The organism is Pacificoceanicola niger (genome assembly GCF_048553275.1).
In the GTDB taxonomy this organism is placed as follows: domain Bacteria; phylum Pseudomonadota; class Alphaproteobacteria; order Rhodobacterales; family Rhodobacteraceae; genus Pacificoceanicola.
This window is the reverse complement of record NZ_JBLZMW010000001.1, coordinates 477,927-489,974: the sequence shown is the minus strand read 5'-3', so window position 1 is coordinate 489,974 and position 12,048 is coordinate 477,927. Positions and strand designations below refer to the sequence as shown.

Sequence of the window (12,048 nt, the reverse complement as noted above, 5' to 3'; positions counted from 1 at the left end):
CCCACCTGCGAAATGCTTCGAGGGTGAGGGTCTGTGTCCTGTCCGGGCTTCACCGTGACTTGCGTCCGCAGGCGGCAGGTGCCCGGCACCTGCGCGACCTTTAGAGCGTCGCCTCCGGCCCTGTCAAGCGCCGCCGCGACCGGCCTTGCCCGTGCCGCCCGGATAAAAAAAGGCCCCCGCACCCGCGAGGGCCCTTGCCATTCGTCACATCGGGCGGATCACTCCTTGATCGTGATCCGGCCGTCCGTGTAGGGCGCGTAGGGGGCGTTCTCGGCAAGGTACTCTGCCGTCACATCCGCCAGATCCGGCCCGAAGTCATAGGCGTTTTCCGCCGTGATGAACATCTTGTAGCCGTCGCCGCCGTTGCGCACATAGTTGTTGGACACGGCCCCGTACATCTTTTCCGGATCGACCGGCGCGCCGCCGATCATCACATCGGAAACCCGGCTGCCCGGTTCTGCGCTCTTGTCCACGGTGAAGGTGATGCCGGCCACCTGCGGGAAACGGCCTGCGCCCTCTTCGATCTGGCTCACGCCGTTTTCCAGCGCCTCGACGAGGGTCGCGCCGGACACCTGGAACGTGGACAGGGTGTTCTGGAACGGCAGCACGGTCAGCACCTCGCCCATGGTCACCTCGCCCGCGTCGATCGACGCGCGCAAACCGCCGGAGTTGGCGATCGCCACCTCGACACCCTGATCCTTCACGCGGGCCAGCATGGCATCTGCCACGAGATTGCCCATGGAGCATTCCATCGCGCGGCAGACATCGCGGTTGCCTTCGATGGCATCGGAAGCCTCGGCCACAACCTTGTTGCGGATCTCTTCCAGCGGCGCGGCCGCTTCGGTGATCCGCGCCTTGGTTGCCTCATCCTCGGTTACGGCCGCGTCCATGATGATCGGCGCGCCGGTGGCCTCGGTGACAACGCCGTCGTCATCAAAGGTCACGTTCAGCTCGCCAAGGAACTTGCCATAGGCATAGGCCTGCACGATCTGCACCCCGTTGACCACGGTCGGATACGCGCCGACCGCGCCGTCCATATCGCCAAGCAGCGTGTTGGAGTGGCCGCCGACAATCACGTCCACGCCGGTGGTATTGGCCGCGACCGTCTGGTCCACGCCGTAGCCGGAGTGCGACAGCACGATGATCTTGTTCACGCCCATCTCGGTCAGCTTGTCGACCTCACCCTGTACCGCGTCCGACGGATCGGTGAAGATGACGTTCTTGCCCGGCGAGGCCAGCTCGTCCGTGTCCTGCGGCGTCAGGCCGATCAGGCCCAGTTTCTCGCCGCCGCGCTCGATGACCGTGCTCTTCATCAGCACATCCGCAAGCAGCGGCTCGCCGGACACATCCGCGTTCGACATCAGCACGGGGAAATCCACCGCATCCATGAAGCCGCGCAGCACCTCGGGACCGTCGTCGAATTCGTGGTTGCCCACGGTCATCGCGTCATATCCCATCTGGTTCATCATCTCGGCGGCGAGCTTGCCCTTGTAGTAGGTGTAGAACAGCGTGCCCTGGAACTGATCCCCGCCATCGACGAGAATCGCATTGTTGCTGCGCGCCCTGGCCTCCGTGATCGCCGTCATCAGGCGCGCGGAGCCACCAAAGCATTTGCCCTCGGCATTATCCTCTTCGCCGCAACCGGAATCATACTTGCTGATCGGCTCGAAGCGGGCGTGAAAATCGTTGGTGTGCAGAATGGTCAGCGAATAATCCGCGCTGGCCACACCGGCAACGAGGCTCAGCGCGGCGGCGCTGGTCATCAAACGGAGCGACATGGTGAAAACCCTCTCTGTCAGTCTTTGTTTATGGTCTCAGCAGACCCTTGATTTGACCAAGAGTCAAAGCCTGATGCGGGGTATCGCCGGGTAAGGTCACAGCGCAATGACGGCAAATGCGCACAATTTACGCCGCACCCCGCCAAGGGCGGTCCCGCCGCCAGTGGCGCATCCTGAGGGCGCATCCGATCCGCCTTGCGCCGCACAAAAGTCATGCACGACCAGGCCGGATCACGCATCGCCGCCACAGGCCTCGACACCCGGCGCCGCGCCACGAGCTTACAGCGCACCCCCCTCCAAAGCGCCGCGCACGGAAGAGAACGATTGGCCAGGCCATCCAACACTGCTACAATACTGCAAACGTAACTTGTACGAGGGCATCATTTTGAAACGTCTCCTTCTGGCCGCGGGCTTCGCCACCATCGCCGCATCCGCGCAGGCCGCCACCACTTTTTATTCTGACCTCATTGGCTTTGCCGGTGCCACCAACGGCACCCTCGGCCTGTCCTTCGAAAGCTTCGAGGAAACACCGCTCCCCGGCCATGCCACGTCCACGATGACCTTTGACTGGGGCACCGTCATGGAAACCAACGGCGGCGTCGGCAACAACCGTATCAACGATCAGCAACAGAACACCATGCAGATCGAACCGAACGTCTGGCCCAATCCGGTCGCAGATGGCGACGGGGCGATTTGGTACCATGACAACGGCAACAGCCTGCTGACCTTCACCTTCTTCGACCCCATCACCGCCTTCGGCGTGTTCATCAGCAGCACGGCCAGCGATGCGCTGTCGATCACGAACGGCGCGTTCTCCACGACCGGCCTTCCCGGTACGGAAGATCCGAATTTCTGGGGCGTGGTCACCGACACCGCATTCTCGTCGATCACCTTCAGCACCGTTTCGGGCGAGCGTGTCGGCTTTGACGAGCTGAAGTTCGGCAACCTCAGCCAGGTGCCGCTGCCCGCCTCCGGCCTGCTGCTGCTCGCCGGGGTCGGCGCGCTCGGCCTGCGCCGTCGCAAGCGGTGATTCCGAACAGGCGCCGGATACCGCGATCCGGCGCTTGACCATGGCGCCCACCTTGGGCAACAAGCTTTCATGCTGATTTACAAGATCCTCCGGGCCAGCGAATGGTCCGCCCTGCAGGCGCGCGGCGAAACCGCCGGCGCGCCAATCGACATCGCCGATGGCTATGTCCATTTTTCCACCGCCGAACAGGCCCGCGAAACCGCCGCGAAGCATTTCGCCGGGGAGGACGGGTTGCACCTGCTGGCCTACGATCCCGGAACGCTGGGCGATGCCATCCGCTGGGAACCCTCGCGCGGCGGTCAGCTTTTCCCGCATCTCTACGCGCCCCTGCGCTACGATCAGATCGTCTGGGAGCGCGCCCTGCCCCTTGGTCCCGACGGCCATCAGTTCCCCGACGACCTCGCATGACGGCGCTGGAACAGATCGGCCTGCGCGTGCTGCGCCGCTGTGATCCCGAACGCGCCCACGGCCTCGCCCTGATGGCCCTGCGCAGCGGCCTTGCCCCCGCGCCCGGCCCCATCGCAACGCCGCGTCTGAGGACCAGCATCGCGGGGCTGCAGCTTCCCAACCCGCTCGGCCTCGCCGCCGGGTTCGACAAGAACGCCACCGCGCTCGATGGCCTCGCCCGCGCAGGCTTCGGCTTTGTCGAGGTCGGGGCCGCCACGCCGCGCCCGCAGCCGGGTAATCCAAAGCCGCGCCTCTTTCGCCTGACAGAGGATCGCGCCGCCATCAATCGCTTCGGCTTCAACAATGACGGCATGCACGCGATCGAAACGCGGCTGGAAAACCGCCCCAAGGGCATGGTCCTCGGCCTCAACCTCGGAGCCAACAAGGACAGCGCCGATCGCGCGGCGGATTTCGCCACGGTGCTCACCCATTGCGGCGCACATATCGACTTCGCCACGGTCAATGTCTCCTCGCCCAACACCGAACGCCTCCGCGATCTTCAGGGCAAGGCCGCCCTCGGCGCGCTTCTGGCCGGCGTCATGGAGGCCCGCGCCGGTCTCTTCCGCCCGATCCCGGTGTTTCTCAAGATCGCTCCGGACCTTGACGACGCGGGCCTTGCGGATGTGGCCGAGGTCGCGCTCAGCTCCGGCGTCGCGGGCGTCATCGCCACGAACACCACGCTCGACCGCAGCGGCTTGCGCTCGACCCACGCACAGGAAACCGGCGGTCTCTCCGGCCAGCCGCTCTTCGAAAAATCCACCCGCACCCTCGCCCGCCTGCACCGGCTGACCGAGGGAAAAATCCCCCTGATCGGCGTCGGTGGCATCGGCTCCGCCGAGCAAGCCTACGAGAAAATCCGCGCCGGGGCCTCGGCGCTGCAACTCTACACGGCGCTGGTCTACGGCGGGCTCAGCCTCGTCTCCGAGATCACCACCGGGCTTGACCGACTGCTGGCCCGCGACGGCTTCGAGACCGTGGCGCAGGCGGTTGGCACCGGCACGAAGGACTGGACATGATTCTCTGGCACAATCCCCGTTGTTCGAAATCGCGCGAGGCGCTGGCCCTGCTCGACGCCCGTGGCGCCTCTTTTGAAATCCGAAAATACCTCGAAGACGCCCCCAGCCTCGCCGAGTTGCAATCCGCGCAAACGGCCCTCGGCCTGCCCGCCATCGCGATGATGCGCCCGAAGGAAACCGCCTTCAAGGACATGGGCCTGAGCAAGAGTGACAGCGACGAGACCCTGCTCGCCGCCATGGCGCAGGAGCCGAAACTGATCGAACGTCCGATCCTTTTTGCCGGGACCAAGGCCGCCATCGGCCGCCCCCCGGAGCGCATTCTGGATCTTCTATAGCCCGCGCCGGGTCTGGGTCCAGACACGGGTAACCGGGCGACCTTTGCAGCGTGGAAACGGCGCTTGCCCCTTCCCGTCGGGCGGGGTTTCCCCTCCGCTGTTCTGGCGTGTTAACGAAAAAAAGCCCGCGCGGGCTCAAAACGTGCCAGTCTCGGCCTCTGGCAGAAGACCGCTCAGGCGTTTTGTACAAAACCCGCACCGAATCGTACCAAACGCCGGTTAACGCGCGACTGCGGTGGTTAATCTCTGTCACAGCCTTGTGGACGCATCGGCCCCGCGCCACAGCATATGGACTGCGGCGCGGCCGCGCACCGCGTTAACCCCACCGCGCGGGCCGTTAACGACGACAACGCGGAAACCAAAGGTTAAAGCATCGGAACCGCCGTCGCCTCCTGCGCCGCCTTGACGAATTTCTCAATCAATTCAGGGTCTTTGACTCCCGGCGCGCTTTCTACACCGCTGGAGACATCCACTTGCTGCGCGCCAGTCAACGAAATCGCCTTTGCCACCGTCTCCGGCGTCAGCCCACCGGCCAGCATCCACGGCTTCGCCCACAGCTTCCCGGCCACCAGCCGCCAGTCAAAGGCCAACCCGTTACCCCCTGGCAACGTTGCGTTTTTTGGCGGTTTGGCGTCGATCAACAGCTGGTCGGCGACCTGCGCATAGACGCCGAGCTGCGGCAGGTCCGCCTCGTCGGCGATCCCCACAGCCTTCATCACCGGCAAGCCATAGCGCGCCTTGACTTCCATCACCCGCTCAGGCGTCTCACTTCCGTGTAACTGCAGGAAATCCAAGGGAACTTTCTCACAGATCTCATCCAGCAGCGCATCATCCGCATTCACCACAAGCGCCACTTTCGCCAGCCCCGGCGGCGCCTCAACCGCCAACGCCCGCGCCTCGTCCGGCGTCACATATCGCGGGCTCTTGGGAAAAAACACAAACCCCGCATAAGCCGCCCCGGCCCCCGCCGCCGCCGCGATGTCGGCAGCAGTCTTGAGCCCGCAAATCTTGACCCGAACATTCGCCATACCGGCTCTCACCTCTTTGATTCTCAAACAAAAACGGGGGCCCCGAGCCCCCGTGCCGCGTCTGTCGCCGCGTGGATCAGCTCGCCTGATCCAGCAGGGCCAGGACCTCGTCCTTGTCCTTGTCGCGCTCTGCCTGGGTCTTCTTCAGCTCGCGCTCCAGCTTCTTGACCTCGGTCTTCTTCCGGCTCGCCTCTGCACGATGCTTGTGCTCGCGGAACCATTCCCAGACAAACCCGATCAACAAACCCGCGACGATGCCGCCAAAGATGACGATAAACAGTGGCAATTCAACAGTGTAGTCAAAGGCTCCGGCACCGGGAAAGGCGCGCAGTCCGGCCGGCAGCGTATTGAGGGTCACCGCCTGCCTGTTTGCAAGGGCCAGCGTCACCAGCACAATGGCCAGCGCCGCAAGAAGAGCATAGCGAATGTAACGCATCAGTCGTTTTACTTTCCGTTCAGCCGGTCACGCAGGAGCTTGCCGGTCTTGAAGAAAGGCACATGCTTTTCCTCGACCTGAACAGACTCGCCAGTCCGCGGATTGCGGCCCACGCGCGCGTCACGCTTCTTGACCGAAAAAGCCCCGAAGCCCCGGAGTTCGACCCGGTCCCCCCGGGCCATGGCATTGGTAATTTCTTCGAAGATCGTGTTCACGATCCGCTCGACATCTCTTTGATAAAGGTGCGGATTGTCGTCGGCAATCTTCTGGATCAACTCTGACCTGATCATGATCACAAATCCCCCTGCTGCGCCTCATAACGGACGCGGTGTACTTTGGACTATACTGATCTCAAATCAATTGCGAAACCGACAACTTCGCGGAAAAGCCATGATTTGCAGCAGTTTGCGACTTTCCGCCGGGCCGTTTGCGGCAAATGCCCCGCATTCGCACCCGCCCGGCGCGCGCTGCGGGCGCAGCAACCGCCGCGATTCGGCATCCCCCCGGGCGCGCTCAGGCGCTCCGGGAAAACGCTGGAGACCGGGCCGCTGACACGCCCGACCTTCCCTTTACCTCGTCCCACCCGGTGTGCGGCAATTGAAGAAACGTTTACGAATAGCCGAAGCACGCCCTAACCCCTTAAAATCATTTGCGAAATTTCCTGACGCGCGTGGGGGATCGGCGACGATGTACACAAGTGTCCTGACCCTTTCCTGGGACGTTCAGGTTTTGGAAACACCTTTGCGCTCATCTTCCAGCGCAAGACGAGCCGCCAAATCACCTGCCCCAGCAAGGAACACCGCGTGACAAATACAGGTCTTCTCAATCGCCTTATGATGGCGGCGGCATTGTGGTTTTGCGCCGGGATTGCCATCGCGGCACAACCTGCAACCCATGTCATCGGCATCGGTGCCTGTGCACCCTACAAGGGAATCCCGCCCGCAATCTGTGCCGAAGCGGTCCGCGATGTCACTTCGGCGCTTGCCGAACGGTACGATGTTCCACAGGCGCAAATCCACACCTTGGTTAACAAGCAAGCCACCGTTGACGGCCTCGTCGCGTTTTTCGAAGCCCTCCCTGATTTTACCGCTCAGGACAGCGTGTTGCTCTACGTCGTCATGCACAATGGTGCGGGGGATGGCACGCAGGTCGCAACCAGCAAGAACGACATCATGATTTTCTGGTCGGAGGACGATCCGGGCGCCACACAGTTTGCCCTGTTTGAACGCAAATGGCTGCGAGCCTCTGATTTCGCTGACATGCTCAAACAGATGGGCGCCGGACGCGTGGTCGCAATGTTTGATGCCTGCCACTCCGGGGCGCTGGCGGCGGACGTCCTTCATGAAATGCCTCAACAAGACGTCCGGATTGCAACCATTGCCTCGTCCACGGCCGATGAAGTGGCCAATATGAACGAGGATATGACCGGACCGCTGTTCAGCAGTTTACTGGTCAGTGAATTGGACAATACGCAAGGGGCGTCATTCGCTCAGGTTGTGCAAACCGCTGCGAAACAGGCGGACACGCAGGCCCGTCAGATTTGCAGTGAACGGCAATCGCTGATGAACAAGAACATTGGCCAGGACGTTAACTGCAACCAAACCCCCATCATTCAGGACCCCTCATCGCTGCTCGAGGAGTTTTGACCGCCCGCCGCAACGCAAGATAACGGACAGCTCGCTGTCCTCCCCGAATGTGGCTGGCTTCACCCAGCCTCATGCCCCCGGCCAAACCGGCCAAGTCCACAAGCCCGTCACGGGCTGTCACAACAGGAAATCCATCATGAAATTTGTTCTCGCTTCCGCTTTTGTTGTCGCTTCCACTCTGTCCGCCCATGCCTTCGGGATCAGCGTGACCTTTGGCGGAGATGGCGAAGCCGCTGTCCTGTGCACCCTCAACGATGTGACCGTTATGGCGCAGGGCGCGGCAGATTGCAGCAAAATTGGCGGTGAAGTCACCCACACGGTTACCGGCGCCGAGTAATTCGACCCCGGTGCGCGTACGCCCGTCTTGTAACGCGCTGACCCCTTCATAAGCCCCGCGTATCACCCGACACTGTCGCATTTCAGCTTTGGACCGTGTCGGGTGGTCGCTCGCTCTTTGACAGGGCAAACATCGCGTCACGCAGACGCCGACTGTGAAACCTGTCAATGGACTTGTCGCGACGGCTCTCACGGCCCGCGACCGTGTCCAACCTTAATTGGCTCTTCGGCGCTCTGCCCGCGAAACCCTGCGGGTTAGAGACAGTGGCCTCGGACACGCCCGGCCGTCGGCACAGTCCAGACCCATCTCAGGTTGTTCTCCTCCGTCACGCCCCTGATGCTGCACTCGAAAAAGGCATCGTCCGGTTGGAGCATCAGACCCATAGTTCACCCCGGTCCTTAAGCGCCGCATTCTTGGTCAGGACTTGGCCATGAGGGAGTGCCGATTGCACCCAGCGTGCGCGCGAGCACCCAGCTGTTCATCAAGACAACTGCCCTGGCCGCAGCGGTGGAGGTGGTGTCCACCATCCGGTCTGCCTCAAAGGCCACCGCCCGATCGACAGAGGGCCAAACGGCCACACCGATCGCAATCTAGAGAAAGCAGCAGTCGAGCCTCCGACCGCCGTCACGGGGGCCGCACACTCTATGGCTGACATGTGAGGCGAGCCGCCCGCCCGATATCTTTGGCTGGTTAGACATGCCGCTTCCAACGCAAAGGCCCCGGACATCCTGTCCGGGGCCTTCGTCAATTCTTTGGTCGCGTCAGCGGAGCGAAACTTACTCGTCGCGCTTCAGAGCCGCGCCGAGAATGTCGCCAAGCGATGCACCACTGTCGGACGAGCCGAACTGTTCCACGGCTTCCTTCTCTTCGGCGATCTCGCGTGCCTTGATCGACAGGCCGAGACGACGGGTCTTGCTGTCGATGTTGGTGACGCGAACGTCAACCTTGTCGCCAACAGAGAACCGCTCGGGGCGCTGCTCGGCACGGTCACGGGACAGGTCGGAGCGGCGGATGAAGGACTTCATGCCTTCGTATTCCACTTCGATGCCGCCGTCTTCGATCGCGGTGACCTCAACGGTCACGATCGAGCCGCGCTTGGTGCCGCCAACGGCGTCCGCGAACTTGTCGCCACCCAGTGCCTTGATGGAGAGCGAAATGCGCTCCTTCTCGACGTCAACCTCGGAGACAACCGCCTGAACGATGTCGCCTTTGCGGTATTCCTGGATCGCTTCTTCGCCGCGCTGGTCCCAGCTGAGGTCGGAGAGGTGAACCATGCCGTCGATCTCGCCGTCGAGGCCGATGAACAGACCGAATTCGGTGATGTTCTTGACTTCGCCTTCGACCTGCGTGCCCTCGGGGTGCGTTTCTGCAAACACTTCCCACGGGTTGCGCTGGGTCTGCTTGAGACCGAGGGAAACGCGGCGCTTGGCACCGTCGATTTCCAGAACCATGACTTCGACTTCCTGCGAGGTCGAAACGATCTTGCCGGGGTGCACGTTCTTCTTGGTCCAGGACATCTCGGAGACGTGGACCAGACCTTCGACGCCGGGCTCAAGCTCAACAAATGCACCGTAATCGGTGATGTTGGTGACGCGGCCGGTGTGCACGGAGGCCAGCGGGTACTTGGCGCCAACCAGATCCCACGGATCTTCCTGCAGCTGCTTCATGCCGAGGCTGATGCGATGCGTCTCTTTGTTGATCTTGATGACCTGAACCTTCACCGTCTCGCCGATCGAGAGGATCTCGGAAGGGTGGTTCACACGGCGCCATGCCATGTCGGTCACGTGCAGCAGGCCATCGACGCCGCCAAGGTCGACGAATGCGCCGTACTCGGTGATGTTCTTGACCACACCGTCAACGGCCTGACCTTCGGTGAGGTTGGCGATGACTTCGGCGCGCTGCTCGGCACGCGATTCTTCGAGAATCGCACGGCGCGAGACAACGATGTTGCCACGGCGACGGTCCATCTTGAGGATCTGGAACGGCTGCTTGAGACCCATGAGCGGGCCGGCATCGCGCACGGGGCGCACGTCAACCTGGGAGCCGGGCAGGAAGGCCACGGCGCCGCCGAGATCGACGGTGAAGCCACCCTTGACGCGGCCAAAGATCGCGCCTTCGACGCGGGCGTCGTCTGCATATGCCTTTTCCAGGCGATCCCAAGCTTCTTCACGGCGCGCCATCTCGCGGGAGATGACAGCTTCGCCGCGGGCGTTCTCTGCGGCGCGCAGGAACACTTCGACTTCGTCGCCGACAGAGATATCAGGGGCTTCGCCGGGGTTTGCGAATTCTTTGAGCTCGACGCGGCCTTCCATCTTGTAGCCTACGTCGATGATGGCCTGGCCCGCTTCGATCGCGATCACCTTGCCTTTGACAACGGTCCCTTCATCGGGCGTGTCCATTTCGAGGCTCTCATTCAGGAGAGCTTCGAATTCTTCCATTGTTGCGTTTGCCATGTGGCGTCTGTTTCCTTTTACATCGGTTTTCTGGCCGGGTGGTTGTCTCCACCGGTCTTGAAGGTTGGTCAGGTAAGGCGGATCGCAAAACAAAGAGGGCCGGATAGTCCCGACCCTGCTCGCTCTCATGTCCTGCGGTGTTTTCACCTTGTCGACAGGCGGCGCTATAGCAAAGAGCCCCCTGTCAAGCAAGTCTTAAACGGCACTCGTGCCGGTTCAGGCAATCTCGGTGACGAAGTCTTCGCGGGGCTTGCGCACCTTTTTCATCCCCGCCAGCCAGTCACCGCTCTCGTCGCGATAGCCGAGCGGCAGCAAGGTTACCGCGTGCAGACCTTTCTCCTTCAGGCCAAGGATCTCATCCACGGCATCGGGATCGAACCCCTCCATCGGGGTGCTGTCCACTTCCAGTTCGGCGGCTGCGGCGAGTGCGAACCCAAGGCCGATATAAGCCTGATGCGCCGCGTGCGCATGATTGGTCGCGGCATCGCGTGGCAGGTAGGCGGCCTTCAGGTTGTCATAATATCCGGTCAGCATGTCATTCTTGCCGCGCTCGTCCTCCATCTGATGCAGCACGTCGTCGATGCGCTCTTCGGAGTAGTCGTCCCACGCGGCAAAAACCAGCAGGTGCGAGCCATCGGTGATCTGGGCCTGATCCCAAGCGACTTCGCGAATCTTTGCCCGCACCTCGGGGTTGGTGATGACGAAAAGGCGGAACGGCTGGGTTCCGGAGGAAGTCGGCGCCATGCGCACGGCTTCGACGATCTGATCGACCTTCTCCTGCGGGACCTTCTTCGAAGGGTCCATCTTCTTCGTGGCATAACGCCAGCCGAGCTTGTCGAACAATGTGGTGCTCATCGGGGTATTCCTTCGTGTAGTCCGTGAGTAACGTCTCTGGAGCAGACCTATGCCTTTCCCTTGCAACAGCAAGCGAGCGAACCGTGCGATTTTGCATGGTGTGTCTGCGTGTATCCACGGAAACGAAAGGTAGGCAGAGCAGCGATGGCCCTTGGCTCTCCCGCAAGGGGAAAACCGACCGCCTGATCGCTTCAAAGCATGCCATTGTATGGATCAAGGAGTGTCCGGCAGGCGACCGACGCCGCCGAACGCATTGCGCCGGTCTTTACGTCTTGCGGAGCCGGATCACCACGTCGACAGAGGCGATCTCCATCCCTTCCGGCGCGTCCGGAATGCGAACGATCTGAAGTTGGTCAGAGGGCGCGTCGGACAGGCGCCCGTCGTCCTCCCAGAAGAAATGCGGATGATCGTGCGCGTTGGTATCGAAATAGCTCTTTGAGCCGTCGACCGTCACTTCCTGCATCAGCCCCGCATCGCAGAACGCCTTCAGCGTATTGTAGACCGTCGCAAGGGAGACGCTTTCGCCGGCGTTGCGCGCAAGGTCGAAGAGTCCTTCTGCGGTGACGTGCCGGTTTTGACCATCGCCGACGAGCAAAGCGGCCAGCGCCACACGCTGGCGTGTGGGGCGCAGATCGGATGCGCGCAGCCATTCCTGTCCGCGTTCGACTGCCAACTTTTGCATCTGGG

General features: G+C 62.2%; 13 protein-coding genes. 6 read left to right on the top strand and 7 right to left on the bottom strand.

Features of this window, described 5'->3' with window-relative positions; all coding sequences use genetic code 11:
- Positions 1 to 218: 218 nt before the first annotated feature.
- Positions 219 to 1,778: a bifunctional metallophosphatase/5'-nucleotidase gene (locus ACN2XU_RS02310; RefSeq protein ID WP_419408765.1), complete on the bottom strand. Its 1,560-nt coding sequence runs from the start codon at positions 1,776 to 1,778 to the stop codon at positions 219 to 221.
- A gap of 385 nt (positions 1,779 to 2,163) precedes the next feature.
- Here ACN2XU_RS02310 and ACN2XU_RS02305 point away from each other — a divergent pair, with 385 nt between their 5' ends.
- The 4 genes from ACN2XU_RS02305 to arsC all read left to right on the top strand — a co-directional run bounded on the left by ACN2XU_RS02305 (position 2,164) and on the right by arsC (position 4,606).
- Positions 2,164 to 2,808, top strand: a complete 645-nt coding sequence (locus ACN2XU_RS02305) for a VPLPA-CTERM sorting domain-containing protein (RefSeq protein ID WP_419408764.1) — start codon at positions 2,164 to 2,166, stop codon at positions 2,806 to 2,808.
- 69 nt (positions 2,809 to 2,877) lie between these two features.
- Positions 2,878 to 3,216: a DUF952 domain-containing protein gene (locus ACN2XU_RS02300; RefSeq protein WP_419408763.1), complete on the top strand. Its 339-nt coding sequence runs from the start codon at positions 2,878 to 2,880 to the stop codon at positions 3,214 to 3,216.
- Positions 3,213 to 4,271: a quinone-dependent dihydroorotate dehydrogenase gene (locus ACN2XU_RS02295; RefSeq protein ID WP_419408762.1), complete on the top strand. Its 1,059-nt coding sequence runs from the start codon at positions 3,213 to 3,215 to the stop codon at positions 4,269 to 4,271. Before ACN2XU_RS02300 ends, ACN2XU_RS02295 begins: the two co-directional genes overlap by 4 nt.
- A complete protein-coding gene (gene arsC, locus ACN2XU_RS02290; RefSeq protein ID WP_419408761.1) occupies positions 4,268 to 4,606 on the top strand; it encodes an arsenate reductase (glutaredoxin) in 339 nt (112 codons plus the stop codon). Before ACN2XU_RS02295 ends, arsC begins: the two co-directional genes overlap by 4 nt.
- 365 nt (positions 4,607 to 4,971) lie before the next feature.
- Here the strand turns inward: arsC and ACN2XU_RS02285 are convergent, their stop codons facing one another.
- From ACN2XU_RS02285 to ihfB, 3 genes are all read right to left on the bottom strand, one after another.
- Positions 4,972 to 5,634, bottom strand: coding sequence for a phosphoribosylanthranilate isomerase (locus tag ACN2XU_RS02285; protein WP_419408760.1), 663 nt, complete (start codon positions 5,632 to 5,634; stop codon positions 4,972 to 4,974).
- 76 nt (positions 5,635 to 5,710) lie between these two features.
- Positions 5,711 to 6,070 carry a LapA family protein gene (locus ACN2XU_RS02280; protein ID WP_419408759.1) on the bottom strand — a complete coding sequence of 120 codons (360 nt, stop codon included), beginning with the start codon at positions 6,068 to 6,070 and terminating at the stop codon, positions 5,711 to 5,713.
- An 8-nt stretch (positions 6,071 to 6,078) separates the two neighbouring features.
- The gene (gene ihfB, locus ACN2XU_RS02275; protein ID WP_136439552.1) at positions 6,079 to 6,360 is read right to left on the bottom strand and encodes an integration host factor subunit beta; all 282 of its coding nucleotides are present in this window, start codon (positions 6,358 to 6,360) and stop codon (positions 6,079 to 6,081) included.
- 513 nt (positions 6,361 to 6,873) lie between these two features.
- Between ihfB and ACN2XU_RS02270 the strand changes: the two genes are divergently transcribed.
- Positions 6,874 to 7,716: a hypothetical protein gene (locus ACN2XU_RS02270; RefSeq protein ID WP_419408758.1), complete on the top strand. Its 843-nt coding sequence runs from the start codon at positions 6,874 to 6,876 to the stop codon at positions 7,714 to 7,716.
- 136 nt (positions 7,717 to 7,852) lie between these two features.
- Positions 7,853 to 8,053 (top strand): hypothetical protein, encoded by a 201-nt coding sequence (locus ACN2XU_RS02265; RefSeq protein WP_419408757.1) that lies wholly within the window; start codon positions 7,853 to 7,855, stop codon positions 8,051 to 8,053.
- Positions 8,054 to 8,829: 776 nt separating this feature from the next.
- Here ACN2XU_RS02265 and rpsA read toward each other — a convergent pair.
- The 3 genes from rpsA to irrA all read right to left on the bottom strand — a co-directional run bounded on the left by rpsA (position 8,830) and on the right by irrA (position 12,043).
- Complete coding sequence (rpsA, locus tag ACN2XU_RS02260) at positions 8,830 to 10,506, bottom strand: 30S ribosomal protein S1 (protein ID WP_419408756.1); 1,677 nt, start codon at positions 10,504 to 10,506, stop codon at positions 8,830 to 8,832.
- A 216-nt stretch (positions 10,507 to 10,722) separates the two neighbouring features.
- A complete protein-coding gene (locus ACN2XU_RS02255) occupies positions 10,723 to 11,361 on the bottom strand; it encodes an NAD(P)H-dependent oxidoreductase (protein ID WP_419408755.1) in 639 nt (212 codons plus the stop codon).
- 265 nt (positions 11,362 to 11,626) lie between these two features.
- The gene (irrA, locus tag ACN2XU_RS02250) at positions 11,627 to 12,043 is read right to left on the bottom strand and encodes an iron response transcriptional regulator IrrA (RefSeq protein WP_419408754.1); all 417 of its coding nucleotides are present in this window, start codon (positions 12,041 to 12,043) and stop codon (positions 11,627 to 11,629) included.
- Positions 12,044 to 12,048 lie beyond the last annotated feature (5 nt).

Coding starts and splice junctions, on each gene's coding strand:
- ACN2XU_RS02310 (WP_419408765.1), bottom strand. CDS start 1,778: ATGTCGCTCCGTTTGATGACCAGCGCCGCCGCGCTGAGCCTCGTTGCC.
- ACN2XU_RS02300 (WP_419408763.1), top strand. CDS start 2,878: ATGCTGATTTACAAGATCCTCCGGGCCAGCGAATGGTCCGCCCTGCAG.
- ACN2XU_RS02295 (WP_419408762.1), top strand. CDS start 3,213: ATGACGGCGCTGGAACAGATCGGCCTGCGCGTGCTGCGCCGCTGTGAT.
- arsC (WP_419408761.1), top strand. CDS start 4,268: ATGATTCTCTGGCACAATCCCCGTTGTTCGAAATCGCGCGAGGCGCTG.
- ACN2XU_RS02285 (WP_419408760.1), bottom strand. CDS start 5,634: ATGGCGAATGTTCGGGTCAAGATTTGCGGGCTCAAGACTGCTGCCGAC.
- ACN2XU_RS02280 (WP_419408759.1), bottom strand. CDS start 6,070: ATGCGTTACATTCGCTATGCTCTTCTTGCGGCGCTGGCCATTGTGCTG.
- ihfB (WP_136439552.1), bottom strand. CDS start 6,360: ATGATCAGGTCAGAGTTGATCCAGAAGATTGCCGACGACAATCCGCAC.
- ACN2XU_RS02265 (WP_419408757.1), top strand. CDS start 7,853: ATGAAATTTGTTCTCGCTTCCGCTTTTGTTGTCGCTTCCACTCTGTCC.
- rpsA (WP_419408756.1), bottom strand. CDS start 10,506: ATGGCAAACGCAACAATGGAAGAATTCGAAGCTCTCCTGAATGAGAGC.
- ACN2XU_RS02255 (WP_419408755.1), bottom strand. CDS start 11,361: ATGAGCACCACATTGTTCGACAAGCTCGGCTGGCGTTATGCCACGAAG.
- irrA (WP_419408754.1), bottom strand. CDS start 12,043: ATGCAAAAGTTGGCAGTCGAACGCGGACAGGAATGGCTGCGCGCATCC.